The sequence below is a fragment of the Pararhodobacter sp. genome (assembly GCF_036802785.1).
GTDB lineage: Bacteria > Pseudomonadota > Alphaproteobacteria > Rhodobacterales > Rhodobacteraceae > Pararhodobacter.
In genome coordinates this window covers 13,926-40,233 of record NZ_DAIRVN010000021.1, presented here as the reverse complement: position 1 = coordinate 40,233, position 26,308 = coordinate 13,926, and the positions used below count along the sequence as shown (strand labels likewise).

Genomic DNA, 26,308 nt, shown 5'->3' with positions numbered 1-26,308 from the left:
TGCACAAGCAGTATACCAATCGAAAGGCCTGCCCATGCTTGGCTTCGATGCAATCGAACTGGCGCGAATCCAGTTTGCCTTCACGGTGTCTTTCCACATAATTTTCCCCGCCTTTTCAATTGGCCTGGCAAGCTATCTGGCCGTGCTCAACGGGCTTCATCTGTGGACCGGGCGCGATGTCTATCTCAGACTGTTCAACTACTGGAAGACCATCTTTGCGGTGGCCTTCGGCATGGGCGTGGTCTCCGGCATCGTGATGTCCTACCAGTTCGGCACCAACTGGTCGGTGTTTTCAGACAAGGCGGGACCGGTGATCGGGCCGTTGATGGGCTATGAGGTGCTCTCGGCCTTCTTCCTTGAGGCGGGTTTTCTGGGCGTCATGCTCTTTGGCCGCGAAAAGGTGGGCGAAAAACTGCATTTCTTTGCCACGCTGATGGTGGCGGTCGGCACCCTTGGTTCGGCCTTCTGGATTCTGTCGGTCAACAGCTGGATGCAGACCCCGCAGGGCCATGCGATCAACGATGTGGGCCAGTTCGTGCCGGTGGACTGGTGGGCGATCGTCTTCAACCCCTCCTTCCCCTACCGGCTGGTGCATATGGTGCTCGCGGCCTATCTGACGACGGCGCTAGTGGTGGGTGCGGTGGGCGCATGGCATCTGCTGCGGGACCGCGCCAATCAGGGCGCGCGGGTGATGTTTTCCATGGCGATGGGCATGCTGATCGTGGTGGCGCCGCTGCAGATCGTTGCCGGAGATTTCCACGGGCTGAACACGCTGGAATACCAGCCCGCCAAGGTTGCCGCGATGGAGGGACATTTCGATCCGCACCCCGAAGGTGGCGCGCCGCTGATCCTGTTCGGCATCCCCGATGCCGAGGCCGAGACGGTGCATTACGCCGTCCAGATCCCCTATCTGTCATCGCTGATCCTGACGCATGATCTGACCTCCCCCCTGCCCGGCCTGCTTGATTTCCCGCGCGAAGAGCGCCCGCCGGTGGCCATCGTCTTCTGGTCGTTCCGGGTAATGGTGGCGCTGGGTTTCGCCATGCTGGGCCTTGGCATCTGGGCGGCCCTGCTGCGCTGGCGGGGCACGATGTATGACCGGCCCTGGCTTTTCCGGGCATCCATCGCCATGGGGCCTGCGGGCTTTGTCGCGGTTCTGGCGGGCTGGATCACCACCGAGGTGGGCCGCCAGCCCTGGACGGTCTATGGCCTGCTCTCCACCCGTGACAGCGTCGCCCCGATCGAGGCCGCGGCGGTGGGCGCGTCGCTTGTCGCGTTCATCGTGATCTATTTCGCGGTCTTCGGCGCAGGCACGTTCTACATTCTGCGCCTGATGGGCAAACACCCCGAAGGCGGCGCGTCGATCAGTGATCTGGGCCCGACACGCACGGCAGGCGTAACCCCCGCGCCAGCCGTCGACAAAAAATTCATCCCGGTGGAGTGAGCAGACATGATGTTCGATCTTGCATTCATCTGGGCGGGCCTGATCGCCTTTGCCGTGCTCGCCTATGTCATACTTGACGGGTTCGATCTGGGTGTCGGCATCCTGTTCCCCCTCATGCCGACCGAGGCCGACAAGGATCTGGCGATGAACACCGTGGCCCCGGTCTGGGACGGCAACGAGACATGGCTGGTGCTGGGCGGCGGCGGGCTTTTTGCCGTCTTTCCGCTGGCCTATGCGGTGGTGATGCCCGCGCTCTATGTGCCGATCATCGTCATGCTTCTGGCGCTGGTCTTTCGTGGGGTTGCCTTTGAATTCCGCTGGCGCACCAGGCGCGGCAAGTTCCTGTGGGACATCTCGTTCTTCGGGGGCAGCGTGCTGGCGGCATTCGCGCAGGGCCTTGCCCTTGGCGCGCTGGTGCAGGGTATCGCGGTTTCAGAGCGCGCCTATGCCGGCGGCAACTGGGACTGGCTGACCCCTTTTTCGCTGCTGACCGGCGTGGCGCTGGTGGCAGGCTATGCGCTGCTGGGGGCCACGTGGCTGGTCATGAAAACCGACGGCCCGGTGCGCAGCATCGCGCATCGCCTGTCGCTCTGGACCGGGGCGGCAACGCTGGTGCTGGTGGGGCTGGTCAGCCTGATCACGCCCTTCCTCAACCCGCTCTATCTGGAGCGCTGGTTCAGCTTTCCCAACGCGCTTTTCACGGTGATGGTGCCCGCCGCCATCCTGATCGCGGCGCTGGTGTTCCTCAAAGGCCTGCGCGACAACCGCGATGCATGGCCCTTTCTGTCGGCACTGGCGCTGTTCGTGCTCAGCTTCATCGGGCTCGGGATCAGCTTTTACCCCTATATGGTGCCGCCGTCCCTGACGATCTGGGATGTGGCCGCCCCTGGTTCAAGCCTGTGGTTCCTGCTGGCCGGTGCGCTGGTGCTGGTGCCGATGATCCTGGCCTATACGGCCTATGCCTACTGGGTGTTCCGGGGCAAGGTCGACCCTGAGGCAGGGTATCACTGATGCCTGACACCTTGCGCAAAGTCATCTGGTTCGCCGCGCTCTGGCTGGGCGGGGTGGCGGCGCTGGCGGTTGTGGCCCTGATCATACGCGCAATGATCTTCTGAAGCGCGGAGGGGTTCTCAGCGCCCTGCCCGCCGCGCCGCACCCTGCCCTCCCGCTGCCTCCTGCGAGGCTTCTCGCGAAGCATCCGTGCAGGCGCATCAGCATCTCATGCCAACCAGAGACTGCCACCTTATGCGCGGGCACCGGAAATAAAAAAGCCCTCCAGGGCGTTGACCTTAAAGGGCTTGTTTTGGCTCCGGCGGTAGTGAGCGGAGACGCTTTTGCGGTGCTGGCAAGTCTTTGATTTTCAAACAATTTTTCTGCGGCGGAGATCTGTGTGTGACAGGTTGGGGTCCAGACTCATTGATTTTCAAAGCCAGAAGATGACGGTAGCAGCGAGAGCGATGGCTGAGAGGAAGACCTTGGGGCATCTGTCGTAGCGGGTTGCGATCCTGCGCCAGTCCTTGAGTCGCCCGAACATGATCTCGATCCGATTGCGCCGTTTGTAGCGGCGCTTATCGTAGCGAACGGCTTTTCCACGGGACTTCCGGCCCGGGATACAGGCGCGTATCCCCTTGTCTTTCAATGCATCCCTGAACCAGTCGGCATCATAGCCCCGGTCTGCGATCAGCCACTCAGCGGCGGGCAGGCTGCTCAACAGATCGGCCGCGCCGGTATAGTCAACGACCTGACCTGCAGTCATGAACAGTCGGATGGGGCGGCCCTTTGCATCGGTGACGGCGTGCAGCTTGGTGTTCAACCCACCTTTCGTGCGTCCGATCAGGCGCCCGCGCTTGTCGTCGCCCCCCCCTTTTTTACCCGCAGGCTTGAAGCCGTGCGATGCGCCTTGAGATACGTCGCGCCGATCATGACGACTTTCTCCTCGCCGCCTTCGGAGGCCAGCCCCTCCATGATCCGGGCGAAGATCCCCATATCGCCCCATCGTTTCCAGCGATTGTAGAGGGTCTTGGGCGGGCCATACTCTCTTGGCGCGTCGCACCATCTCAAGCCGTTGCGATTGATGAATATTATGCCGCTCAGCACCCGCCGGTCATCGACACGCGGCTTGCCATGGCTCTTGGGAAGAACGGCAGCTGCCGCTCCATCTGATCGTCTGTCAGCCAGAAAAGATTGCTCATCATGCCCCCCGGTCAGCGCGGAGCCTTGAATCACGCACGCACGAAAGCATCAAGCTGAGTAATGGGTCCTGACCCTAGGCGTCATTTGCGCAACACGGCCCTTGCCTTCAGTCAAACGGGTTTTCGCTTTTGGGCCAATACTTGTCATCCCGTTTGGTGAAGGGGATAATCGTAAAGTCTGGCGTGATCGCCCCCGGGGTTGCCAGGTGGATCACCTCAGCCGCGATGGGTGCGAAGCCGTCGTAGAAATGCTGAGAGGATTTGACGACGATGTACTTCATTGCGCTCAGATCCAGTCCGGTGTTCGTGAACGCCTCGGGATGGAAGGTCTGTGTACGCTGCGTGCTCACGATCAGATGCACCCCGTCCGCCTCCAACCAGACGCAATCGCCCATTTTCATCGCGGCATTGCCCAGATGCTGCACGGCATCAGGGGCGATACCCCGCACTGTCACCGTCAGATCCACCGGATCGCCTGACATCGGCCCGATCTTGCCACCGATGCGCACCGCCATTTCCGCGCCGATGCCAGCGTCGATGCACATGCCCACCAGAACCGGGTCCCAGAACGTGGCAAAGGCGATGGGTTTCAACCCCCTTTCCAAGGCCGCGCGCAACACAAAGGTCGAATCCGATGGCGCCCCGCCGCCCGCGTTATCGGCGAAATCGGCCATCACAACCGGGGCGCCGTTTACCGCCACTGCACGATCAAGCCCTTCATCCATCGGGGGAAACCGGCGGAGGCGGTCACGCAGATCCCAGAGGGTCTGCCCCAGTTCACGCGCCCTTGCTTCGGCCAGACCGGCATCACCGTCGGTGATGACCAGCGTACGCGTGCCAACGCGCGGGCTGTCGCCCCATGGAAAGCCATGCGCCAGTGAAACCGACAGCACGCCGTCCCTGCCCTCCATCGCGGACATCTGGTCAACATAGCTGCGCATCGGCTCGAACGGCGTGTGGTACATCGTCATCATCCGGCAGTCGTAGTCGCGCATGACCGGCGCGGTCTTCCCTTCGGCGGCATCGGCGCAGAGGGTAAACAGCTCTTCGGCGCGCTCCTCGATATCGATATGGGGATATTCCTTGAAGCAGATGATCGCGGTGGCGTTGCTCAGCATTTCCCCGGTCAGGTGGCAATGCGGGTCAAGCTCCAGCCCGATCTTTGCGTCCGGCCCCACAATCTCGCGCATGCGGGCCATCATGTCGCCCTCGCAGTCATCGTAGCCCTGCGCGATCATCGCGCCGTGCATCGACATCAGAACCACATCCACCGGCATCGCCGCGCGCAGGTCGCTCAGTATGTCGTCGCGCATTGCCTCATAGACATGGCGCACGGTCGGCCCGGCGGGCTGGGCGAATGTCGACAACCCCTCGGCCACCTCCCAGCCACGCTCCTCGGCGCGGCGGCGCCAGACCGGAAGAGGAAGGGCAAAAAGCGCCCCTTCCCCGCGCGAGGCCTGTTTGGTGTAAAGTTCCTCACGAAACCCGCTCCACCCCGTGGGAATAGGAGAAAATGAGTTCGTTTCCGTCGCCAGCGATGCCATGAACAGTTTCATTTTTCATTCCTTGTATTGGTCAGCGCAGAAGCAATATCTGCCAGAACGTGCAGCAGGATCAGTCCGAAGGCGATCGGAATAGCGATGCCAAACACCATCATCGGCAGGTCCATCGTTTCCGTCTGGCGCCCGGCAAGCCGCGCCAGATACCCGCGCGCGGGGTTCGCGCCGGGACCGAACAGGCTGAACCACAGAATCGGCACAATGAAGCACAGAACGCCAAAGGATCGCAGGGCTATGTAGATCACCCCACGCGCGCCTGTTGCGTTCAACGCGTCAGGAAACAGCGTGGGGTCGCGGCGGAACCGGAAAGCGCAGGAGGCACCCAGAAGGCCGCCCCAGACCATCGCGAAGCGCGCCAGTTCCTCGGTCCAGACCGGGGGTTGGTTCAGCAGATAGCGGGCGACGACCTGCCAGCCGGCGGCAGCGAGCATGACAGCGACAGCCAGCGCCGCCCCCACCAGCGCAAGACGGTTCAGCCCGCTGGAAAGCCGCTCAAGCAAGCTGGCAATCGCCCGCATCGCTCAGCGACCCACCGCTGCGTTCCACGCCTCAAGCGCGCCCGCGGGCATGTTTGTCGCCTGATAGATCGGCTGGCTGGCTTCGCGGAACCTTGCGCGCTCTTCGGCGCTCAGCTCAATCACCTCAATGCCCGCGGCCTCCAGCTCTTGCAGAATGGCGGTATCGTCCGACACCAATTCACGGTTGGCCGCGTTTGCCCTTTCCACTGCTGCGTACACGATCTGACGTTCATCATCTGAAAGGCCCTGAAACCAGTCTTCAGAGGCGATAGCGACCCGGACAGACGGGCTCATCTCGGCGTTGGTGAAATAGTTGATGAAGGCGGTGTGCCCATAGGTGAGCGGCACGAATGCCGGGTTGATATAGCCACCAGCCACGCCGGTCTGCAGGGCATTCGGCACCTCGGACCATGACACGATCGTTCCTCTTGCGCCCCAGTGCTGAAAGGTCGTGATCTGCCCTTCGTCCAGTGCGCGCATCCGCAAGCCTTGCATATCGTCCAGGGTGCGGATGGGAACTTCGGTAGTGAAGATGCCCGCAGGTGTGCCGGTATAGACGATGGCAAGCAGGCGCACCCCTCTGGGTGTGATGCTGGCGTTGATGTGGTCCAGCATGCCACCCGCGTCCATCGCATGGTCCAGCTGTTCCATCCCGTCGAAGAAATAGGGCATCAACGCCCCCATGATCGTGCTGTCGAGCGTGCCAACCGATTTCGCATCTGACATTGACACTTCCAGCAAGCCCTGGCTGACCTGATCCAGCCGCTCGGCCTCCTCGCCCAGCGAGTTGCGCTCATATTCCTGCGCCACAATCCCGTTCTCGTTGAGATATTCGCCAAAGACATGGGCCCAGACATAGGTGCCTGACCTTACAAGGTCCGGCGGGCTGTCCAGCGCGATCTTGACTTCGGCCGACGCCGGCAGCGCCAGCGCAACAACCACCCCGGAAGTGGCAAGAATTTTCGTAAGTTTCATTTTATTTCCTTCCCTGTTTGTTTAAGTAAACGTCAGTGCCACAGCCCCAGTCTGCGCGGCAGCCAGAGGCTGATCTCTGGTGTGAAGACGAGAATTCCCAACACCACCAGTTCTGCCAGCAGGAAAGGCATGACCTTTCGCGCCAGCTTCCAGTAGTCCACACCCGTGACGGTGGACACGATGAGCAGGCAACTCCCCAGCGGCGGCGACACCAGCCCGACGCTGAGATTGAAGCAGATGACAATGCCCAGATGCACCGGGTCAGCCCCATGGGCCAGCGCGACAGGGGCGAGTAGCGGTGCAAGCAGGGCCAGCGCCACGGGAACATCCATCACCATGCCTGCCAGAATGAAGATGAGGTTCATGGCGAGCAGAAAACCGATGGGTCCCAGCCCCATCTGATCGACCAGCCCGGCGATGGCCTGGGGAATCCGCTCAAGCGCCGCAAGATGCCCGAATGCCGCCACCGCACAAAGGATCATGAAGATGGACCCCGTAAGCACCGCCGTGCGCGAGAAACTTTCCCACAGGTCTGTCGGCGTAAGCGGCGAATAAAAGAAGGCCGCCACCATCGCGGCAAACACAGCCACCGCCGCCGCCTCGGTCGGCGTCATCCAGCCGAGAACCATACCGCCGACGATGATGAACGGAAGGCACAGGGCGGGCAGCGAGGCAATGACCGCGGGCACCAATGGCGGGCTTTCTCCCTTTTCGATCCGGGGGTGATCCTCGCGCCAGGCGTACCAGCCGTTGACGATGAACAGCATCGCGGCCAGCAACAAACCCGGTATGATCCCCGCCACAAAAAGTGCCGCGACAGAGGTCTGCATGATTGCGCCGTAAAAGATCAGAATGATCGAAGGCGGAACAATCGGCCCGATGATCGACGAGGCCGCCGTGATCGCGCCCGCATATTCCGCCGAATAGCCGCGTTCACGCATCGCGGGCACCAATGTGTTCGACAAAGCCGCCGCATCCGCGACTGCCGAGCCGGAAATCCCCGCGAAGAAAACGGAGGTCATGATGTTCACATGCCCCAGCCCGCCCCGGATGCGACCGATCAGCGCCATGGAGAGGTCGATCAGCGCCTTGGTCACGCCGCCACGGTTCATCAGCTCACCCGCGAGGATAAACAACGGCATCGCCAACAGGGAAAAGACGCTGATCTGCGAGAAGACCTTTTGCGGCAACACGGCAAGATACCGGGTGTTGTCTGAAAGGATGAAGGTCAGCACCGCCGCGCCGCCGATCACATAGGCAAGCGCCAGCCCCGAAGCCAGCAGTGCAGCGACAACAACGGGCACCAATATGGTCATGCGGCCCGCCCCATGCGTGCGGGGGCGACATATTCAGCCCTGAACCCTTCGGCCTGGATATGTTCGGGTACGGGCAGTCCCTGCACCAGCGCGGCCGCCAGTCTGGCCGCGGCCGGAGCGGACTGTATGCCATACCCGCCCTGCCCGGCCATCCAGAAAAAGCCGGGTACCACGCCGGAATAGCCGATCACTGGCTCCTTGTCGGCAACGAAGCTGCGCAGCCCTGCCCATTTGTTCTCGATCCGGCGGATGTCGACGGCGAAGGCCGTCATGATCCGGTCAGCGCAAAGCGCCACGTCCATCTCGTCAGGCTGGGCATCCTGTGGTTCGGTGGGCGTTTCGTCTGCCGGCGATACCAGCAGACGGCCTGCATCGGGCTTGAGATAGAACTGCTCACCTACATCCAGCGTGATGGGCGCGTCGCGACGCGTGAAGCCCGCAGGCTCCGCGATCATCATGGCGGTGCGCCGTTTCGGCACCAGCCCTATGGGTTCTGCACCGGCAAGCTGTCCAAGCTGGTCGGCCCATGCCCCTGCCGCATTGACCACGATGTCAGCAATGATCCGCCCCTTGCGCGTTTCCACAACCCAGCGATCACCCTCGCGCGACAGCTTCTCAACAGTGGCGCCCGTGATCAACGCGCCGCCACGCGCCTTGAACAGCCGGAGATAGCCCTGATGCAGGGCTGCGACGTCGATATCCTGACCGTCCGTGTTCAGCATCCCGGCCACTGCATAGCCGTCGCGCAAGAGAGGCTGGCAGTTGCGCAGCCCCGAAGCATCCAGCCGCTCCACCTCTGTTTCCGCGGATGCCATCTCGATCAATGCTTCAAGGGCATCCATCTGGTCAGAGCGGGCGATTGTCAGGATCTGGCGCGGTGACAGAAGCGGCGCGCTGCTGAACCCTTCTGGCGGCTGGTCGAAAAACCCCCGCGACGCGCGGGTCAGAGCGCGCACCCCGATGGGGCCATAGCTGGGGGCGAGCACAGAGGCGGAACGGCCGGTGGTGTGGTAGCCGGGTTGCGGCTCCATTTCCAGCAGGGCAACCCGGGCGCTGACGACGATCTCTGCCGCAACGGATGCCCCCGCCATGCCCGCACCGATCACGGCAACATCGACTGAAGTGTTCTGCTCTGTCATGCGCCCGGCCCCTTTTCCGCTATGTGACCTCGACGTTAGTGAGAAATTTTCCTAATACAATATATTTTTCTCATATATGATAATAATTCCCTTTCGATGAGTTTGCGCTTAAGTTCTTGTCCAACAGTGACCGGAACGGAGAGAGCATGACGACGGCGCAAGAATTGGGCACACGCCTGCGAAAGTTTCGCAGGGGACAACAGCTGACACTCAGTGACCTTGCTGAAGTGTCCGGGGTTGCGCTGTCGACGATTTCGAAGATCGAGAACGGCTCGTTTTCGCCAACGCTCGACAAGGTGTTGCGACTGGCGAAGGGGCTGAATATCACCATCACCCAACTGATCGGCGAGGATGACGCAGGCACCGCCGAGCCGCCCCCCAACAGCCGCCTGGCGCTGGCGCGTGCGGACGACGGGATTGTTCTGGACACAGAAAACTATGAATACCGCTATCTGTGCAGCGAACTGAAAAACAAGCGGATGCTTCCTATCCGGGCGCGCATAAAGGCGTCAACCATACAGGAGTTCGGCCCGCTTGAGCGCCATGGCGGGGAAGAATTCTTTGTTGTTCTGGAGGGCACCATAGAAGTGCATACCGAATTCTACGCGCCTGTGACCCTGCAACGTGGCGAAGGAATCTATATCGATTCCACCATGGGCCATGCCTATCTCAGCGCCGGCGACGTGGATGCCGAGGCAATTTGCATATGCACCGAGATGATGCGCCCGCAGGATGCCGGGTAATAGGGCAGTTCCGTGGAGGCGACTCGTGAAGCGTCAGCCCGCAGGCATCCGCCTGCCACTTTCACCGGTTGGCCAAACCCTTGCCTTCGATGATCCTTGACCGGAACTTTGCAATCCTGCGGATGCGGTGACGTTGCCCCTGACGTTGCCCCCTGCACCTGATCCAGTTTGAGATGGACTCTGGCCCAACCGAGAGGACCAGAGATGAAGCGCAGCAGGTTCACCGAAGACCGGATTATCGGCATCCTGAAAGAGCATGAGGCCGGGATTTCCGTGGCCGATCTGTGCCGCAAGCACGGCGTCAGCGATGCGACCGTCTATAGGTAGAAGGCCAAGTATGGCGGGATGGATGTCAGCGAAGCCAAGCGCCTGAAGGGGCTCGAAGACGAGAACGCCCGGCTGAAACGGCTGTTGGCCGATGCGATGCGCGACAATGCCGCGCTGAAGGATCTCTTGGGAAAAAAAGGGTGACGCCCGCCGCGAAGCGGCAAGCGGTCGCGCATCTGGTGGAGGGCCACGGGATGAGCGAGCGGCGGGCGTGCCGGGTGATTGGCTGTTGCCGGATGACCATGCGATACGAGGCTATCCGGCAGGATGACCCCGTGCTGCGCGAGCGGCTGAAAGAACTGGCGCGGGTGCGTCGTCGGTTCGGCTATCGGCGGCTGCATGTGTTTCTGCGGCGCGAGGGCCATGAGGTGAACCACAAGCGCCTGTTCCGCATCTACCGCGAGGAGCGGTTGCATGTCCGCCGCCGAGGCGGGCGCAGGCGGGCCATGGGCACACGGGCTCCGATGGTGCTGCCGCTGCTGCCGAACCAGCGCTGGTCGCTGGACTTCGTATCCGATCAACTGACGGATGGCCGCCGGTTCCGGATCATGACGGTGGTCGACGACTGCACGCGGGAATGCCTCGCCCTGATCGCGGACACCTCGCTATCGGGTGCCCGAGTGGCGCGTGAACTGGCCGCGCTATTTGATGCCCGCGGCAAGCCCCAGACGATTGTCAGCGACAATGGCACCGAGTTCACCTCGAACGCGATCCTAAGGTTCGTGGATGATCGAAAGTTTGACTGGCATTCTATCGCGCCCGGCAAGCCGACACAGTACGCCTTCATCGAGAGTTTCATGTATACCTTCGCAAGCTGACCGCGCAGGAGGAACGCGCCGTATCCGATCAACAGGACCGGGCCGAGGGCAACGCGCGCAGCATCCTCGACAACTACCGCGATTCGATTGCGGCGAAAAAGGCCGAGGCCGAGGCGCTGGCGGAAGGGGCGGCGCGCTACCGGCAATGGCTGGACGACAGGGCGGCGTTTGAACGGTTGCGGCTCATGCCCCACGACCTTGAGAGGCTTCGCAGCGGGGTCGTATCGGCGGCGCTTGAACTTGGCGAGGCAGCACCGCCTGCCCCTGACTGGATCGAGACGCTTTGCAAGGGCGCATGACATGCCCGCGAAGCCTGCAAATATGGCTGCGCGGTTCCAGCAGGGTTTTGCGCGCCATAGAGGGGGGTGGTCAACATGATTGCCCCCTTCATCATTCATTCCAATGACAGGCCGAACCCCTGCCGCGAGCTATGGTTGCGCGTGTTGCTCTATGGGGTTCACGACGCCGATGCTGGCCGCGATCCGGGCTGGATAGGGTCTAGGGACTTCCACATGGTCTGTGCACTGGCAGGGCTGGACGGTGACGCGGTTGCATCGGCGCTTGATCGACCCCGCCAGCGGCTCACTTCTTTGGCGCGCGTGGCTTAGGTCACGACCGACGACACAGCCACCAATTGCGCGCCTCTGGGCACCCTGACCACCCGAACCGGTTTAAGCGCCCTGCGCGCCGATCTGTGCCGTTGCCGGGCATCCTGCCGTGTCGGAACCGATGGCTTCGCTATGGCAAGGCTGAGGTGCACCTGCGGTGAGTGGTAGACACTTGACTGACAAGAAGCCCTATCAGAGGATTGCGACCGAAAGAGGAGTAACCAGATGCGTTGTCTGACTTTTGTTCTGGCGATCCTGCTTGCCAAGCCTCTAGCTGCGGAGGAAATTTGGGCGTGTCGCGGCTTTCTATACAGTGACGGATCGAGCGGAAATCCATTTGTCCTTCGTGGAGATGGGCAGACCTACCAATACGCCGACGAGGTTCCTTGGGTCATTGAACATGTCGCCGATAACTTGGTTAACAGCTTCAGAATTTATGTGAACACGGGACGAAACACCTACCGAAATGCATACTACCTTCGTGAGGACGGGAATCGTCTTACAATTCGAATGCACTACTGGGAACTTGGTCCAGCCGAAACGGACTGTTTCAGGCAATAAGCCATAAGGTTGAAAGCAAGGATAGCCCTTCGCTGCGCAAGGTGACCCCCGATCTGGTCCCAACGCCCGACAGATGGCCCACTCGTGCACTGGATGGTGAATTTTGCGCTTTCGCTGTCCGGGATTCGATTCAGAAATACATGCTGCGCAGACTGGTGACAAATCCAGTGACACGGTCCAAAAAACGACGAAGCCCGCTTTCGCGGGCCTCTCGTATCATCTTGATTTTCTTGGTATTTTTGGCTCCGGCGGTAGGGATCGAACCTACGACCAATTGATTAACAGTCAAGTCATTTTCGTTAAATATCAATAGGTTAGGCCGTTTTGCACGATTTTTCGAAGTCAATGATTTCAATGACTTCCGGTACACCCAACTTGCCGCCCCGCAATCTGAGTTAACGCTTATCATCCCCCTCGCCGTTGACGAATCACTTCGAAGGTGAAAGCGTGAAGAACCTCTTCTGAAGGCAATCATGTCAGTGTTTCGGCTGCCTGCAGTATGTGAATACTGCGGGTTAATTTTCTTTTGCGGACTAGCCCTTCCGATCGGTGTCAAAGCTGAGCTTTCGGGAAACCACTCACCTTGCCCGCGGTGCGGCAGCCTCGCATCAATACCCGACGGCTCCATGCAGATCTTGGCCGATGGCATCAAACTGTTTTCCGGCCCTGACTTCACTGCCGACACTCTCAGGCAGCTTGGCCTGATCGTCCAGGATCTGCGGTCTGGGAGAGTAACGCGATCACAAGCCGTCGCTGCAGCCGAAAAGATTAGCCCGTCACTCGGTAAGGACTTTCGAGAGTGGGCAAATCTCGGCATCAATTTTGTTATTGCGATGGCTTCTGTTGCTTCTGCGGTATTCGTGTGGCTGCAAACACCAGGGCAAAACAGAACAGTCGACGAGATCGCAATCGACGCGTTCGAGAGCATTTATCAAGAGCCGCAACCTGTCCTGAGCAAGGCCCCTCGCATCTCGGGCCTGAGTAACAGCGCAGACCAGCGCAGCACTCAACAGGCAAACCGAAAAGCCAGGCGCACCGAAAAGGCGCAGAGCCGAAAAGCAAAAAAGCCTTAATTGAACACCGCTAATTGGCCATCTGCTAACTGCCATGGATGCTGCACCCCGCATCCAGCTTTGCAATCAGCCCCCGCCCGGTTACGACCGATCGCGGCCCGCCATCAGCCGCCAGCGCGGCCGCGTGATCCGTGCGCTCCTGCTCAGTGCCCTCGCACAAGGGGCGGCTCTCGGCGGGCGCGCTGGCCCCTCTCCAGCAGCCACTGACGGTCATCATCAGGATCGCCATAACCAGTATCCGCATTGTCCATCCTCGCCCTGGTGGCCACGCTTCCGCGCAGCTGCTGAAGTTCTGCCGCGTCGCCAATCCGGCGTTCGGTCTGTCGGTCCCGGTGGCGCAGATAGAGGGCCACCGCGACCAGTATCGCCAGCGCCCCGGTGACGGCCTGTCCCAGGGCGCTGCGCGCAAACCAAGTGGCGATGAGGCTCACCATGGGAGGTATCGCCAGAAGATGGCGATGATCAGCGCCAGCCAGTAACACACCACCGCTGCCGCGCCCGCCAGAAGGGCGAACAGAACGATGCAGAACAGGTTCGCAATCACCTGGACACATTGCGGCCGGAGCGCGCATCCTCTACCCGGGCGGCCTTGATCTGGTCGAAGTAGCGCCAGAGCAGGAGCCCGGCACCTCCCACCAGCAAGATCGGCCAGTAGGCCATCACAGCGGCCTGTGCGCGGTCCAGAAGGCCACTGCCCTGGGTGAACAGTGCAGCCGCTTCCTCGGTGCGCTCGATGATCACGCCCAGACCTCCCAACCCGACAATGCCGGTGGTGGTAAGCGCCTGCCCCCGATCGGCATCGCGGATCGTCCGGCTGCCGCGTTCGCGCAGATCCTGCGCATCAACGTCACGCTCCAGGCGCGGTTCGGCGCTGTCCATCGTTTCCCAAGTTTCCCGGCCGACCACCCCGTCGACCGCCAGCTCATTGTCGGCCTGAAACGCCAGAACCGCTTCGCGGGTGCGATCGCCGAAAAGGCCATCGACGTGGCCAAGCGGGTAGCGCAGATCTACCAGCATCTGCTGCAGCTCGCACACCGCCTGACCACGCGCACCATGACGCAAGGACTGTCGGCCATTCCCGGCCTGCTGCACTGCCCGCCGGTATCCCAGCACCCGGCTGACGGGATAGCGGGCGTCGGACACGCTGTTGCCCTGGTTTCCACCGCGCAGGATCACCCCATCGCCGTCGAAGCCCACCAAAAACCCGACATGACCCTGCCAGCCGTTGAGCTGCCCGCGCCAGAGGATCACGACATCGCCCGGTCGTGCCTCTGAGGCGGGAACCGGAAGGCCCCAATCAAGGTAAGACCGCGCGTTGAGCTTGCCGGTGTTCGGCAGCGCCAGCTCCGCCAGCACCGCACCGACGAAGGCTGCGCACCAGGGCGTTTCGTCATCCTGGACGTGACCGTTGCCAGACGCTGCAAAGAACCCAAGCACAACGGGATTATGACGCGCGCCGGGCCATTCCTCTGTTCCCAGATAGGCCCCGGATGCCTCAAGGATTGCTGGATTAAAACTTGCCATCTTCTTTCTCCTGCTGGCAGCGGTCGGGTTAACGCCCGAAAATGGCCCTGCCGATTTCAATGATCGCATCCTTTGCCGCCCCGAGGATCAGCAGGATAACGGCACCGATGATGCCCAGCACTGCGATGCCGCCCAGGGCACGCGACCGCCAGTCGCTCAGCATTTTCACGGCCGGGCGCACATCGTTTTCCATCACGACTTCCAGCGCAGCGGTGCGCAAGCGGGTATCCTGCACCTCGCTGCGCATGTCGCTTATCTGGGTATAGAGCGCCTTGCGGCTCTTGGTTGCGTCATCCTCGCTTTTCGCCATTTGGCTTTGGAGAGAGCTGACTTGCCCCTTCAACTCTCCTAGCAATGCGTGAAGTGTCGGATCGCTCATAGCCGTGCGCCCCCAGCCATCATATCACCCACGGCCAGGCAGTCGTGACCTTACGGAGAGACACCTTATCCACCTGATGAAACGTGAGATTGACGCCAGTGAACGACAGTGCACCCCAATCCGGGCCAGCCCGCATCCTATAGGTAGTTTCGAGCGGTCGATAATTGCCGCCATTGGCAAAGCGCGCGGCGGCGGTATTGGCCACAACCGAGTTATCCGCCTGACGAAACTCAGCACGAACCTGCGCATTCGCCGGGATTGCGTAGAGGCAAGACACCTCGATCAGGTCGCCCTCAGCGATTTCAGGACGCTCCTGCCACAGCCAGTCGAATGTGGTGGTGTTGGGGCTTTGCGCCCGGCCTCCGTCGCCGCCGGTGTTCCAGACCCAATGGTCATCGTCATTATTCCACCCACTCAGGTCTGTATCAAAATTCCCGTTTTCAATCAGGTTCGGGCCGTAGGTCATCTGGACTGTTTCCGCGCCCATCATGTCGCGCCCGAGGGGATCAAGTGCGGCCACGACTTCATCCAGATATCGCCATGTCGTCGCAGCACCGGGGAAGCCGGGGCCGGTTTGCCCCATAACACCGCCGACGAACACGTTGCCGCCCAGAGATTTAAGGCCAGCGGTAGGACCGGCGTTGAACACACCGGCAATGCCGGTGCTGAGTAGCGCGCTAAAATCGGCCCTGAACTCGAACAGGCACCCCCCGAACCGGAAAGTAGGGTTGTCCAGATCAATACTGTTTACCGCCTTCATGATGGTGCCTTGCTCCACCACCATCCGCACATTTTCAAACAGCGCCTGAGAGCCGTTCGCCATGTTGGAAATCCAGCCATTGCAGGCACCGCCGAATATAGCGCCCCTGCGCATTCTGAACCGGCGGTTAGATTGCCCTTGTGAAATGCTTGCAAGAAACAGATTGTCGCTGTCACGCCCACGATTATCCCGATCAAAGACGCAATCGGTGTAATCAACCCGGTTTGCTGGGAATGAGCATACCCCGAGAGCCGCCCCACCCCACGCCGTCACACCCCACACGCTACCATCGTCAACTTGCTGAACGGGACCATGATTTGCCGCGCTGATGAATGCGTTATGTGAACTGTGAAACCGGGGAGAACCTGACTTCAAGGCAATCTGGTCGCAGAAATCAACCTGCCCGCAACCCGGCCACTCGATACCCCGCATGGTGACATTACCGTCAGTGTGCGAGTATCCAAGGCTCGCGGTGTAGCCAGATTGCAGTAGGATTGGCGCGCCGGTGGTATCGAGCAGCGGGTAGGCCGCGAAAAACAGATCGTGCCCTACATGCCGGGCATTCTCGTAATTCGCCTGATTTGAGTAAAATACATAGGGGTTTGCAAGCGCGCTTTCATTGTTGGACGCCATGCAATTCGTGGTGCAGCAGAGCGCTACATTCCCGTCTCTGCTGGCCGCCGCGAAGCCGACCGAATGATAGCCGCACATATGCGCCACCGTATCAGCGACAGTGCAGTCTTGAGCATCAAGGAAGTATTCCGAATACCCCTGAGAACCGATGTGAGATGGCGTGAATATGACTTCCGTGCGGCCATAAATATAACACTCCCGCGCCGCACTGGCCCACGTCACGCCCTGCGTCCCGCTGAACCAGCAGGCTTTTTCATTTACAGTGGCAAGATCAGGATCGCCGGGAAACCGGCCATACATCCGGCCGCCGGTGTAAGACCAGAAGCCTTCTGCGGGGGTTGTGCTGGTGACAAAAGCTTCTTCCATGAACCCGTGCCATGCAAGAAGATCGGAAACCGGCCTGTTCCAACGCTCACGATACGCTTTGGCTTTAGGGTCATTCCAGTTGACCCCTGTGACCGTTCCATCTGCATCGTCCTGTTGCAGGTCGAATGCCAGCGCGCGCGGGTTAGACGGCAGAGCAATGGAGAAAACCCCTCCGCCCTCATCCGTCCACTCGCCATATGCGCGACCATCGACGACAGTGTTTCCCTCAGATCCGTGGTCCCGCCGAATGCGTAGCCTACGCCGCACCCCAAGCCCAAATCCCACAGTCGCCTCGGCTGGCGTGAATTTTCCCCTGATGTTGATCGTATCGCCATCTGAGCAGGCCACCCAAAACTGCTCGAACGTGGTGAACGCATTTGCCCAGGATGACCCATTGCCTGTCCCCGTCGCCTGCGGATCAACATACCAAGTGTTCGGGCTGACAGTCAGCCGCGCTTCAGCCTGCGCCCGAAGACCCCGCTCAATCTCTCGCATCTGGCGCGGCCAGTCAGACCGCCATGGCCCCTTGAAATTCTCATGCCGATAAAGATCAGAAATCACCCGGCGGCGGTTTTCGTCAATCTGCGACTGAAATGTAGAAAAGCCGGTGCCCGCGATCCGCACCCAGACGTTCCCGCCGTCATCCTGAACCTCGTAGGTGCCGTCGATTGCGTCATCACCGGAGCCGCTGACATAGCCCTTGTCGCCCACGGTAAGCGTCGTCGGATCTGTGAGGCCCGCAACGGACGTGGCGCGCGACACGACGCCCGCCGCAATTTCCGCATCATCACGCGCGGCCTCTGCCCGGTCGGCGTCTGCATCGGCGCTGCCAGCGGCGGCCTGCGCCGCATGCACATTCGGGGCAATCTGCGCGTTCGCATCCGCAGCAGCATTGGCGGCCGCCGTTTCGGCCGCCTGCCGGTCCAGCCCGGTCTGGATCACGTCCTGGCCCGTGGCCTGCCGGTCCAGCCCGGTTTGCTCAACAGCGGCATCGAGATCGCCCAAGTCAACGCGGTCGGCGCTTTCTTTGGCCGCTGCCGCATAACTTTGCGCCGCTGAGATTTCGTTGGCGTTCGGACCGGGAACCGGATTGCCTTCCGCATCAAAGATGATGGCTCTGCCATTCTCAGGCGACATGTCAGCAAGCGGTGATTTCCCGACGACTGCACGGGCCAGGCGGGCATCCTGTTCCTGCACCGCGCGTGCCAGCCAATCGAGCTGGCGGGCAAGCCCACGCTCTCGGGGGCTCATACCGGCCTCCCATCCCTGTTCGAGGTTGCTAGACCGCTCGGGGCGGATACTCATGCCCGCAAGATCAGCCGCTGTCCCTGCGGTCAGCGTAATTGCCCCGCCGGTGTAGCCAGCCTGCGTATTTCCCGTCGGCGCCAGCGACCACTGGGCGGTATCCAGCAGTTTGCTGGACCCTTCCTCGGTGAACACGCGCAGCTGCACATGTGCCGGATCCGAGAAGCCGAAATTCACCGTATAGGGACCGGTGCCGTCAACGAGGTGGGTCAGTACGGGTGGAAAAACATCGACTGTCACGGGTTTGCCCCCATCATGTTGGAGAGGTTGGGCGCGCGGTCAGGCAGGGCCTGCCCCCTGCGCCAGAAGCTTTGCGTGCCGCGCTCACGCGTGCGGCGCTCGTGTAGCCCCCAGCTTTCGCGGGCTTCGGGGTCCAGCACGTCCTGCAGCTGATCCCAGACAGCACGGTCAAGAACCGTGCGCACGACCCAATGGCTGGCCAGAGGGTTGTAGCGGCGGGCAAGATTGCTCGCGTCCCGCCCGAACAGCGGATCCCGGCCTTCAGCCATACGCGCGACATTGGAATTGACGGCGCGACCCACGTCGCTCATCAGCCCTACCACCGGCCCGGCGGCGGTTTCAGCCATGCCACCCCCTGCCCGGCTGGTGGTCGATGAAATGAAATCGCCGAAGATGCCGATCCCGCCGCCCTGCAGCAGCGCCGCGCCCCAGAAGTTCTGGTCATCCATCGGGCGCGGATCGTTGCCCTTGACGATCTCCTTCAGCTGCACTGCCACAGCACCCATGAGTGTCATCTGGGTAGCAAGAGCTGCGGTATAGGCCAGCCGCGTACCCAGATCGCGCTGACTGGCAATATGACGCGACTGGTTGAACATCAGCGACAGCACAAAGCTCTTGTACATCGCGGTCGAACGAAGCAACTCGCCGCCCAGAGACCCGGGCCTTGCATCGCCCATGATCGTGGCACGGCCGCGCACGCTGGCACTGGGAATGCCCAGTTCGGTAAACTCTTCCACGGCGCGCGACAGGCGAGCTGCCAGCGCCTCAGCCTCGGCGCGTGGCAAGGTGCTGTGTTCAGCAAACCATGCAGGCGAGATGGCCTTGCCACCGGTCGGCAGCGTGTAGAGCGCGCCAGGCGCGCGCAGTGCATCCCAGTCGCTGGCCGTGATGCCGCGATCTGAGAGGAAACGCTGCAGCGCCGGATCCAGCTCATTCAGGCTGCGTCCGGCCTGCTCGCCCAGCTCCAGCGCAAAGGTGTAACGCAGAGCGGTGCGTGACCGATCGGTCAAGAACGACAGACCCGTCGATCGCATGGTGAAGTTGGTCAGCCGGTTGGTCCATTCCGGTGACCAGACATCGCCGATCATCCGTGCCTGCGCCGATCCCGCATCGAACCAGGTATCAAAAATGAACCCGAGATCTGCAGCCTGCTGGCGAGTGACACTGTTGGTCATCAGATCCATCGCGCTCTGCCATGGACCGCGCGGCGCGAGCCCGATCGACTTGGCAGCCAGACGCATCGTTGCCAGATCCGTCACCTGCGAAATCACGGCCGAACCGAGCTGGGCCGCAGTCAACAGATTGCGCGTCCCGGCAAAGAACGCCGCTGCAACACCGTCATGCGGCACGTTGGCTTCGCCGCTCAGGTGCCGCATCATCACCTGTGCTTTTTGAGACTTTTGAGTCACCACGTCGCGCAGCGGGCGGGCGAAAGGCAGGGCACTTGCGGGCACACTGCCCGCGTCGCCGGCAACGTCCTTCGCCATGATCTGCGCGCGGAACTCCAGCCCAAGGCGCGGATTGGGCCCGAAGTTCTGCATCAGGGCGATATCGCGGGCCATGCCGCGCAAGTGACCGACCACGGTATCAAAGGGATTGGCATTGCCGAAGGCGTCGTTGTAGCGCAGCCAGGCGTCACCATCAGTGAAGTGCAGAACCCGGTGTTCCTTTCGGCGATTGTAGAGGGCAGCACCACCCATCTGCATCGATGGCTCCCGCCGCGCCCAGCCGCCCTCGGCAATACCCTCATAGACGTCGCGCAAGAACCGCTCGGCCGCCGCGCGGTTGGGAATGCCACCAGGGGACGCCGTGAAGGGTTTGCCGGTGTCAAAATCGGTGATCTTGTGCCAGTCGATCATCCGCCCGGTCCAGAGCGTGTCAAACCAGCTTTGGAACCCTGCCGTCCGGATAGCCTTTGCATTGTGGCTGTGGGGCAGCCCCCAGCCTTCAAGCTTGCCGATGTCGCCGCCCAGCATGTTGAACATCTGCCGCGCGTCTTCCTGCACGGCGCGGATGGCATCGGCGAATTCGCGGGCATTGATGTTGCCGGTGGACTGCCCGTGCAGCTCGCGCGCAACATCCTGCACCATTGCCTTGTCGCGCAGCTGGCCGGTCACCCGCGTCCGGTTATGTTCCAGAAATCCGCCGATCCGCGACATGAAGCGCTGGGTCAATGCCGTTTGCTGAGCCTGTGTGAAGTCCATGCGGCGCAGCAGGGCATCCGGGTTCGTCAGCGCCACCCCGGCGAACTCGCGCTGTGCGTCAGCCATGTCGCGCACCTGCGCCAGCACGGTATGGCGGCGGCGCTGGGTGGTGGCCGTCACGCTGTCGAGAACATCGTTGGCCGCCAGCTGGCGGGCCAGTGCATCTGGGTTACCCCCCTGCGTATAGCGCATCACCAGATCGCGGTACTTCTCTTGGACAGCACGAGCGCGCGCGGGATCGACCTCGCCGCCGGTAATGGCATTCTGCAGGCAATCGGTAAGATCGGCCATCGGGAGTTACCTTCTCACACAGGCCGACATTGCGGCGGTCAAATCAGCATCGGCATCCAGATCACGCAGGAAATCGCGCAACCGCAGCTCCGGCCCCTCCGTGTCGAGGCGGAACGTGAAATCGCGCAGCGCGACGTAGTCGGCGGCGGATACGGCGACAGGTTCAGAAACCTCAGCATCGGCCCGGGCTGGCGCGGTGGGGGCCTCCGGTGGGCTGGCCGCTGTCGCCCGGACTGACGGTGCATCGACCGAAGCACGCAGGTCCGCTTCTGTGCTGTCAGCCATCCGCGCCAAAACCGGGCTCAGCGCGCCCTGATCGCTTGCGGGCAGCGGCACCGGCTCGGTTTGCGGCGCGCCCTCTTGCGTGGCAGGGCGCTCGGGCGGGCTCGGCATGGGGTCGCCCTTGTCCTGCGCGCGGGTGACGCTGGCCAGCACGTCGCGCGGCGACGGCGGGGCGGCGAACAGATCGGCGCTGTCCGCCCGGCCTGCCAGTGTGGCATCCGCAACGTAGCGGCGGAGGAGATGCTCGGTGGCGGCGGGGAGGCGCGCCACATCTTTGGGGTAGAACACGTCCAGCAGAGCGGCATTCATCGCGTCATCGCGCGGGTTCAGCATGTCGGGCGTGGCCAGAAAGTCGCGGATCGCAGATATCACGCTTTGGCCGTCGCGCTTTGCGCCGCGACTTTTCGCGATGATGCGCACCATGCCGACCACCGGAGCGGTGATGTCAAACTCCGCCCTGATCATACCGGCGTCGATCATGTCGCGGAAAGCCGCCCATTCGGGGGCCAGGCGCTGCAGCATCTCGACCAGTGCGCGCATTTCGGGTGCCGGGCTTTCGACCAGCAGCCGCACCAGATCGTCGGCGCCCCAGGCACGAGAAAACAGAGCCGCCTCGATCTGCCGCGCTCCGGCCTGGCTTAGCGCGCCATCACCGGTGTAGAAGGCTGCGCGCTCCGTTTGCGGCATTCCCGCCAACACCCGGCGGATGAACTCGCCGTTCTCGGGCGAACCCAACGGTGATGTGGGGTGCAGGGCATCCATGGCCGACGGCGTTAGATAGCCTGCGTCCATGCGGGCCTGCTCAGATCCGCCCATGCGGGCGATGGCGCTGGTGTTGTTCTCGCGCACCCAGGCCTGCCGGGCCTCTAGCGACATATCCCCGGGCCGGCGCCCGATCAGAACGGGCTGCTCCACGCCTTCAGGCACCTCGAAACCCTCAGCCTGCAGGCGCTCCACATAGGCCTTATACCGTTCAGGGTGCCGATCAGCGGCACGGCGCAGAGCAGCCACACGGGCGTTGCCGCTTTCAACGATGCCATCCCGTCCGACAATCGGCGCGCCCCTGTCACCTTCAGGGGCCGGCAACAGACGCGCAGGATCCAGCCCTGCGGCAATTTGGTTGATCTGTTCATCAGAGGCCGCGCGACTGCGATCACGCGGTTGCAGATCACCTGCAGCTGACCGCAGGCTGGCCAGATCGGCCACCTCCCATTCCACTTCGACGCGGGTGCCGGCAGGACTGCTGACCTCGTTAAACCGCGTCATGCCTGCGCGACGGGGATCCGGGGCGCCAAAATCAAAATCGGCTTCAGTCGAAGCGGTCGTGGCGCCGCGTGTGCGACCGACGGGCGCAGGGCGTCCACCAACCGGAACGCCGCCCGCTTCGAACTGATCAAACAAGGCGCGAGCATACCCCATCCGCGCCTCAAGATGCGGGATGCCGGGGCGCCAGAAGCGCTCGGAAGCCACGCGCGCTGCGCTGACCGCATCCGGCGCGTCAAGGATGGCGCGCAGGGCCGCGCGTTCAGTGGTCTGCAGTTCCAGATGGAAGAAGGCGATCTGCGTGTCGATATCACCCGGATCAGCGCCCAGCTGGCGGGCGTAGGCCAGATACTGACGCCGCCGGGGTCCGTTCCATTGCGCCATCCCGAAGGCGTTGCCGCCATCCCCGACGGCGCGGGTGTTCAGGCCGGGCCCACTCTCCTGCATCATGTTTCCGACGAATGCGGCCGCAACACGCGGCTCATAGCCAAGTTCCAGCAGGCGCCCGAAAACGTAGCCCACCGGGTTGGTATCAGCACCGGCACTCGCCCCGGGCGAAAAATCGAACCGGGCGAGCGGTGAACCGGCTTCGGCTTCCGGCGATGTCGGGCGTGCCGTCGGCGTAGGCGAAACACCACTGCCACCGACGGCTTCGCCGACCCCGGCGCTGATCTGCTGGCCGTCCCGGTCAACCGTGATCCGGCCCATTTCGATCGAGACGATACGGCCACCATCGGGTAGCGTGTCTCCCACGCCCAGTCCGGAAACCCGGGTGCCATCGGCCATGCGCAGCATCGCCCGCATGTTGCCTTCGGCGCCACTCGTCCCCAGCAGCGATGAGGCAGCGGTATCAAGACCCCCGCGCTGTGTGGCGATGGCGCCCGTCGGCGTCATTCCCTCGGTGCCGGTGCGCAGGTCGATTTCAGCGGCGTTGATGTCCGCGCGGGCCTGAAGTGGATCCGTGCCGGGAGGCACACTCTGGCGCTCCAATGACCGGCCATCTCGCAAGTACTGCAGGCCCCGCGCACCCGCTACGACCGTGCCAGCCAGTGCACCACTACCCGCCGCACCGAGGGTCATCTGTGCCATCCAGTTCGGGGATGGTCGCCCCAACTCTTCAGCCACGTCAGCCATACGCGGGAGGATCACAGCTTCAGATGCGGCACCAATGCCCATTTCGCCCAGGACAAAGCGTCCGGCCTTCCAGCCGCCGCGCGCAAATCCAAAACCAAGAGGCATCGTCGCGAGCGACACCTCATCTGTCGCGGCTCCCGCCATCTGCCCCAGAAAGGAAGCCCAGCGGTTGTGGCCCCGCTCTATGATGCCTTCCTGCTCCTCCAGCTCGAGCGTGCGCCGGCGCGTCAGCTCTGCCAGATAGGCATCGTGCGTGGTGGGGATACCGCCCCATGAGCCCGGGTCTTCCTGCGCAGCTTCTGCTGCTACTTCCATAAGACGCCGGGTCTGAAAATCTTCAAAGTCCTGCCAGCCCGTCGGGCTGCTTTGCGCCCATTCGCGGACAAGATCAGGGGCGCGCGGACCGAGTGCTTCGAGGATTTCGCCACGAAGAGCACGGGCATGGGAGCGGGTCCGGTTCCAACTGTCAGTTTCGGCATAGATATGCCGCACACCGGCGACGAATTGCGTGCCGACAGACGGCACCTGTTGCGTCATCGGCACCGATCCCTCGGGCGGTTGACCACGCATGAGCCAGCTCATGGCCGCAACTCCAGCATACGGCGCGGGTCGATCCTGAAGGGTGTCACGCCGTCTTGCTCGGTAACCACCTCAGGCGGGCCGTTGCGCGGCGTGAAAACCAGCAGATAGCTGCTGTCGTTCGATGCCATCAGGCGAAGCCGCCTCAGCGTTTCGCCGCCGGGCATTTCACCACCGATATCAGGCGGGTTGCCCGAAACGCTCGCACCCTGCCAGAAGCCGGTCACCCAGGCATCGGTTTCCTCGTCCGTATACAGGTAACTGTCGCGGACATAGCGGCGCGTGGCTTCATCAATAAAGCCTTGCATGGTGCCGGCCACAGCCGCGCCGGGAACCCCCGGTGGTATGACTGTGGGCAACCCATTGACGGGATGAACACCGCCGGTCGAGGACCGGTCGCCATAGCTCCCGCTGCCGCCAATCACCTCGTGCAGGGATTGGTTGAAAACGGCGCGCAAAGTACTGTCATCAACATCTTCGCTGCGCCCCAGCAGGCGATAGGCGGCCAGTGAGGTTGCCGCGCTTCTGACGTCCTCGCGCAAAGTGGCACCGTCGACCAGTTCCAGTACCGGACCGAAGTCTGCCTGGTACCGGTCATTGATGCGAACGCGCGTCGGCATCGGAACCTCGTTGAGTTCGATCGCCTGCTGGCCACGAAACACCTGCTGCGCAATCACAGGGTTCAACCCGTTGGTCATTGCCTCTGACGTGAAGCCAAAGACCCGATCATCGGGAAACAGGTCGCGGGCCAAGGCGCGGGTATCTGGCTCTCCCGGGGCCGTCAGACCCGCCTGCACAAAGGCCGTGGCAATCCGCGTGCGGACGCCGGGATCAGCCATGACCCCGGCGCTTTCCTGCCAGCGGGCGCGCTCTTCGGGGGTAAACAGGACGGGGTTTTCGATGTAGCCGCGCGCCGTCAGGCCGCGCGCCTGAAGCGCTCGGGTACGGATCGCAGCATTGATGTCCTCGACCGGGGCACTGACCGGATCGGGCATTTCGACACGTTCAGCGAACAGATCAAGGCGATAGGCATGGGCGACGGGATCTGTCGTCCAGCGCTCGTTGTTCGTCTCAACCACCTGTTCCAGCACGTCGTCGCGCCGTGGAATGTGGCTCTCGCCGGGTTCAAGTGTCCGGGTGCGCGCCTCGGCCAGAATAGCCCGACCCTCGGCAGGGGTTGCCGTCGCCAGTTCCGGTTGCGATTGGCGCAGGGCGTACATGTCCAGAAACTCGGGTCCGCGCTCCAGATCGGCAATTGCAGGGTCAGCGGCCAGGGCTTCCGCCCGGGCGTGCGGATAGCCTTGGCGCAGTGCCTCGGTCACCTCGCGCAGTTCGGCGTTCTGAGCGGCGATCTGCGCATCGGTGCGGGTCGAAAGTGCAGCCGTGGCCCGCGTGCGCCATTGCTCACGCGCCTGCGGATCGAGGGCGTCAAACTCATTGCCATCGAGCGCAGACAAAAGCCCCTGCGGATTGTCGCGCAACAGCGCCGTCGCCCGCGACAGCGAAACGCCCTCCTGCCAACTTCTGAACTGGGCATGGGCCTGTTCCGGGGTCAGGAGGTTCCCTTCCACCGCGCGCTCAAGGATCTCCCAATACTGCGCCTCGTTGACCGCGCTTGTCTCCGGGTCACCCACTGCCGCCCCGGCCATCGTTACATCGCGGGCATAGGGCAGCATTGCGGCGCGTTCGGACTGGATGCGCTCAAGCGCCTGACGGCCCACCGCATAGCTTTGTCTGGCATTCAGATCGTCAAACCGAAGGCCTGCCGGTTCCTGAACGCGCTCTGGCAGGTTTCCAAGGATCCCCGCCCGCAACTCCCCAGCCCGCCGCGTGAACTCATTCTGCAACTGGTCCGGATCACCGATCTGGTCCAGATCAAGCCGCATCTGGTTGAAACCGTCCATCATGTCGATCTGGGCACGCTGCAACAACCGGTCGTTGCGCTCGTCCTCGACGGCATTGCCAACCTGTTGCATCACCTGCCCAAGCTGGGCGATATCCGCGCCAACGGTCGGTGTAGCCACACGAAGATCTGCGGAACGGCCAGGGGCGATCCCCGCTCTGGGAAGGGTCAG

General features: G+C 62.3%; 20 protein-coding genes and 2 pseudogenes. 8 read left to right on the top strand and 14 right to left on the bottom strand.

Features of this window, described 5'->3' with window-relative positions; all coding sequences use genetic code 11:
• The first annotated feature begins 34 nt into the window (after positions 1–34).
• From V7Q53_RS09570 to V7Q53_RS09560, 3 genes are read left to right on the top strand one after another with little or no spacing between them, the layout of a single operon-like run.
• Complete coding sequence (locus V7Q53_RS09570; RefSeq protein WP_333828313.1) at positions 35–1,444, top strand: cytochrome ubiquinol oxidase subunit I; 1,410 nt, start codon at positions 35–37, stop codon at positions 1,442–1,444.
• Between the two features lie 6 nt (positions 1,445–1,450).
• Positions 1,451–2,455, top strand: a complete 1,005-nt coding sequence (gene cydB, locus V7Q53_RS09565) for a cytochrome d ubiquinol oxidase subunit II (protein WP_333828312.1) — start codon at positions 1,451–1,453, stop codon at positions 2,453–2,455.
• On the top strand, positions 2,455–2,559 hold the full coding sequence (locus V7Q53_RS09560) for a DUF2474 family protein (RefSeq protein WP_333828311.1): 105 nt from the start codon (positions 2,455–2,457) through the stop codon (positions 2,557–2,559). The genes cydB and V7Q53_RS09560 overlap by 1 nt, the downstream gene beginning before the upstream one ends.
• 308 nt (positions 2,560–2,867) lie before the next feature.
• On the opposite strand, the pseudogene V7Q53_RS09555 reads toward V7Q53_RS09560, so the two are convergent.
• The 6 genes and pseudogenes from V7Q53_RS09555 to V7Q53_RS09530 form a co-directional block, all read right to left on the bottom strand.
• Positions 2,868–3,636: pseudogene (locus V7Q53_RS09555) on the bottom strand (IS5 family transposase).
• Between the two features lie 107 nt (positions 3,637–3,743).
• A complete protein-coding gene (locus V7Q53_RS09550; RefSeq protein ID WP_333828310.1) occupies positions 3,744–5,192 on the bottom strand; it encodes a M81 family metallopeptidase in 1,449 nt (482 codons plus the stop codon).
• Positions 5,189–5,713 carry a TRAP transporter small permease gene (locus V7Q53_RS09545; RefSeq protein ID WP_333828309.1) on the bottom strand — a complete coding sequence of 175 codons (525 nt, stop codon included), beginning with the start codon at positions 5,711–5,713 and terminating at the stop codon, positions 5,189–5,191. The genes V7Q53_RS09550 and V7Q53_RS09545 overlap by 4 nt, the downstream gene beginning before the upstream one ends.
• A gap of 3 nt (positions 5,714–5,716) precedes the next feature.
• Complete coding sequence (locus tag V7Q53_RS09540; RefSeq protein WP_333828308.1) at positions 5,717–6,688, bottom strand: TRAP transporter substrate-binding protein; 972 nt, start codon at positions 6,686–6,688, stop codon at positions 5,717–5,719.
• A 32-nt stretch (positions 6,689–6,720) separates the two neighbouring features.
• Positions 6,721–8,004, bottom strand: a complete 1,284-nt coding sequence (locus V7Q53_RS09535) for a TRAP transporter large permease (RefSeq protein ID WP_333828307.1) — start codon at positions 8,002–8,004, stop codon at positions 6,721–6,723.
• Positions 8,001–9,143: an NAD(P)/FAD-dependent oxidoreductase gene (locus tag V7Q53_RS09530; protein ID WP_333828306.1), complete on the bottom strand. Its 1,143-nt coding sequence runs from the start codon at positions 9,141–9,143 to the stop codon at positions 8,001–8,003. The genes V7Q53_RS09535 and V7Q53_RS09530 overlap by 4 nt, the downstream gene beginning before the upstream one ends.
• Before the next feature lie 146 nt (positions 9,144–9,289).
• Here V7Q53_RS09530 and V7Q53_RS09525 point away from each other — a divergent pair, with 146 nt between their 5' ends.
• The 4 genes and pseudogenes from V7Q53_RS09525 to V7Q53_RS09510 all read left to right on the top strand — a co-directional run.
• Entirely contained in the window at positions 9,290–9,886 is a 597-nt protein-coding gene (locus V7Q53_RS09525; RefSeq protein ID WP_333828305.1) for a helix-turn-helix domain-containing protein, read from the top strand.
• A gap of 204 nt (positions 9,887–10,090) precedes the next feature.
• Positions 10,091–10,213, top strand: coding sequence for a transposase (locus tag V7Q53_RS09520; RefSeq protein ID WP_333828304.1), 123 nt, complete (start codon positions 10,091–10,093; stop codon positions 10,211–10,213).
• A gap of 18 nt (positions 10,214–10,231) precedes the next feature.
• Positions 10,232–10,357 (top strand): hypothetical protein, encoded by a 126-nt coding sequence (locus V7Q53_RS09515; protein WP_333828303.1) that lies wholly within the window; start codon positions 10,232–10,234, stop codon positions 10,355–10,357.
• Positions 10,348–11,031, top strand: a pseudogene (locus V7Q53_RS09510) (IS3 family transposase); the annotation flags it as partial. The gene V7Q53_RS09515 and the pseudogene V7Q53_RS09510, both read left to right, overlap by 10 nt.
• 1,299 nt (positions 11,032–12,330) lie before the next feature.
• On the opposite strand, the gene V7Q53_RS09505 reads toward V7Q53_RS09510, so the two are convergent.
• A complete protein-coding gene (locus V7Q53_RS09505) occupies positions 12,331–12,849 on the bottom strand; it encodes a hypothetical protein (protein WP_333828302.1) in 519 nt (172 codons plus the stop codon).
• On the opposite strand from V7Q53_RS09505, the gene V7Q53_RS09500 reads away from it, so the two are divergent.
• Entirely contained in the window at positions 12,827–13,273 is a 447-nt protein-coding gene (locus V7Q53_RS09500; protein ID WP_333828301.1) for a hypothetical protein, read from the top strand. The two genes, V7Q53_RS09505 and V7Q53_RS09500, sit on opposite strands and share 23 nt — an antisense overlap.
• A gap of 25 nt (positions 13,274–13,298) precedes the next feature.
• On the opposite strand, the gene V7Q53_RS09495 is transcribed toward V7Q53_RS09500, so the two are convergent.
• From V7Q53_RS09495 to V7Q53_RS09465, 7 genes are all read right to left on the bottom strand, one after another.
• Positions 13,299–13,517: a hypothetical protein gene (locus V7Q53_RS09495; RefSeq protein WP_333828300.1), complete on the bottom strand. Its 219-nt coding sequence runs from the start codon at positions 13,515–13,517 to the stop codon at positions 13,299–13,301.
• A 296-nt stretch (positions 13,518–13,813) separates the two neighbouring features.
• On the bottom strand, positions 13,814–14,797 hold the full coding sequence (locus V7Q53_RS09490; protein WP_333828299.1) for a C40 family peptidase: 984 nt from the start codon (positions 14,795–14,797) through the stop codon (positions 13,814–13,816).
• Positions 14,798–14,825: 28 nt separating this feature from the next.
• Positions 14,826–15,176 (bottom strand): DUF1515 family protein, encoded by a 351-nt coding sequence (locus V7Q53_RS09485; RefSeq protein WP_333828298.1) that lies wholly within the window; start codon positions 15,174–15,176, stop codon positions 14,826–14,828.
• 19 nt (positions 15,177–15,195) lie between these two features.
• A complete protein-coding gene (locus tag V7Q53_RS09480) occupies positions 15,196–18,480 on the bottom strand; it encodes a hypothetical protein (RefSeq protein WP_333828297.1) in 3,285 nt (1,094 codons plus the stop codon).
• Positions 18,477–20,975, bottom strand: a complete 2,499-nt coding sequence (locus tag V7Q53_RS09475) for a hypothetical protein (RefSeq protein WP_333828296.1) — start codon at positions 20,973–20,975, stop codon at positions 18,477–18,479. Before V7Q53_RS09475 ends, V7Q53_RS09480 begins: the two co-directional genes overlap by 4 nt.
• A gap of 6 nt (positions 20,976–20,981) precedes the next feature.
• Positions 20,982–24,236, bottom strand: a complete 3,255-nt coding sequence (locus V7Q53_RS09470) for a phage tail tip lysozyme (protein WP_333828295.1) — start codon at positions 24,234–24,236, stop codon at positions 20,982–20,984.
• Positions 24,233–26,257, bottom strand: a complete 2,025-nt coding sequence (locus V7Q53_RS09465) for a hypothetical protein (RefSeq protein ID WP_333828294.1) — start codon at positions 26,255–26,257, stop codon at positions 24,233–24,235. Before V7Q53_RS09465 ends, V7Q53_RS09470 begins: the two co-directional genes overlap by 4 nt.
• Between the last annotated feature and the right edge of the window lie 51 nt (positions 26,258–26,308).

Excerpts from the sequence above, each read along its gene's own strand:
- V7Q53_RS09570 (WP_333828313.1), top strand. The coding sequence starts at position 35 with ATGCTTGGCTTCGATGCAATCGAACTGGCGCGAATCCAGTTTGCCTTC.
- cydB (WP_333828312.1), top strand. The coding sequence starts at position 1,451 with ATGATGTTCGATCTTGCATTCATCTGGGCGGGCCTGATCGCCTTTGCC.
- V7Q53_RS09560 (WP_333828311.1), top strand. The coding sequence starts at position 2,455 with ATGCCTGACACCTTGCGCAAAGTCATCTGGTTCGCCGCGCTCTGGCTG.
- V7Q53_RS09550 (WP_333828310.1), bottom strand. The coding sequence starts at position 5,192 with ATGAAACTGTTCATGGCATCGCTGGCGACGGAAACGAACTCATTTTCT.
- V7Q53_RS09545 (WP_333828309.1), bottom strand. The coding sequence starts at position 5,713 with ATGCGGGCGATTGCCAGCTTGCTTGAGCGGCTTTCCAGCGGGCTGAAC.
- V7Q53_RS09540 (WP_333828308.1), bottom strand. The coding sequence starts at position 6,688 with ATGAAACTTACGAAAATTCTTGCCACTTCCGGGGTGGTTGTTGCGCTG.
- V7Q53_RS09535 (WP_333828307.1), bottom strand. The coding sequence starts at position 8,004 with ATGACCATATTGGTGCCCGTTGTTGTCGCTGCACTGCTGGCTTCGGGG.
- V7Q53_RS09530 (WP_333828306.1), bottom strand. The coding sequence starts at position 9,143 with ATGACAGAGCAGAACACTTCAGTCGATGTTGCCGTGATCGGTGCGGGC.
- V7Q53_RS09525 (WP_333828305.1), top strand. The coding sequence starts at position 9,290 with ATGACGACGGCGCAAGAATTGGGCACACGCCTGCGAAAGTTTCGCAGG.
- V7Q53_RS09520 (WP_333828304.1), top strand. The coding sequence starts at position 10,091 with ATGAAGCGCAGCAGGTTCACCGAAGACCGGATTATCGGCATCCTGAAA.
- V7Q53_RS09515 (WP_333828303.1), top strand. The coding sequence starts at position 10,232 with ATGGATGTCAGCGAAGCCAAGCGCCTGAAGGGGCTCGAAGACGAGAAC.
- V7Q53_RS09500 (WP_333828301.1), top strand. The coding sequence starts at position 12,827 with ATGCAGATCTTGGCCGATGGCATCAAACTGTTTTCCGGCCCTGACTTC.
- V7Q53_RS09505 (WP_333828302.1), bottom strand. The coding sequence starts at position 12,849 with ATGCCATCGGCCAAGATCTGCATGGAGCCGTCGGGTATTGATGCGAGG.
- V7Q53_RS09495 (WP_333828300.1), bottom strand. The coding sequence starts at position 13,517 with ATGCGGATACTGGTTATGGCGATCCTGATGATGACCGTCAGTGGCTGC.
- V7Q53_RS09490 (WP_333828299.1), bottom strand. The coding sequence starts at position 14,797 with ATGGCAAGTTTTAATCCAGCAATCCTTGAGGCATCCGGGGCCTATCTG.
- V7Q53_RS09485 (WP_333828298.1), bottom strand. The coding sequence starts at position 15,176 with ATGAGCGATCCGACACTTCACGCATTGCTAGGAGAGTTGAAGGGGCAA.
- V7Q53_RS09475 (WP_333828296.1), bottom strand. The coding sequence starts at position 20,975 with ATGGCCGATCTTACCGATTGCCTGCAGAATGCCATTACCGGCGGCGAG.
- V7Q53_RS09470 (WP_333828295.1), bottom strand. The coding sequence starts at position 24,236 with ATGAGCTGGCTCATGCGTGGTCAACCGCCCGAGGGATCGGTGCCGATG.